This is a genomic window from Desulfosporosinus sp. OT, assembly GCF_000224515.1.
Taxonomy (GTDB): Bacteria; Bacillota; Desulfitobacteriia; order Desulfitobacteriales; family Desulfitobacteriaceae; genus Desulfosporosinus.
Map to the genome: position 1 here is coordinate 1 of NZ_AGAF01000175.1, position 613 is coordinate 613.

1 pseudogene is annotated in these 613 nt (G+C 35.1%); it reads left to right on the plus strand.

The features are described from left to right. Window positions 1–60 precede the first annotated feature (60 nt). Window positions 61–613, plus strand: a pseudogene (locus DOT_RS31105) (tyrosine-type recombinase/integrase); the annotation flags it as partial.

Genomic DNA, 613 nt, shown 5'->3' on the forward strand with positions numbered 1-613 from the left:
ACTAATAAAATCTTTGTAGGGGTTGACTTGGATTTCATAAAAACAATAACTCTTAACGATATGTTTGCATTCATTGCATATTGTCAAACTGAACTACACGCTTCGGCTGGTACTAGAGCAAGAAAAATCGTATCTATACGTCAATTCTGGAAGTATCTTAAAACCAAGGCTCATCTCATTGATAACAATATTGCTGAAGAATTGGAAACCCCAAAACTCCCTAAAAGAATACCAAAATACTTAAGTCTAGAAGAATCAGTCAGACTTCTAATTCAATGCGAGAAATCTCCACGCGATCATGGCATATTAACTATTTTTCTGAACTGTGCTTTACGTTTATCCGAATTAGCAAGTTTAAATATCGACCAAGTAGATAATGAAGTTATTAGTGTCGTTGGCAAAGGGAATAAGGAACGTAGAATTTATTTGCAGCGGCCAAGAAATCGATTAATAAATGGATTCAAATACGGAACTCCTTCGATATACCTACCAATGCACTGTTTATTTCAAGAAACAACAGGCGGATGACAACCAAAGCTATACAAAATGTTGTTAAAAAATATGTTATTGCATCTGGTCTTGACCCTAAATCCATATCGACTCATAAGCTTCG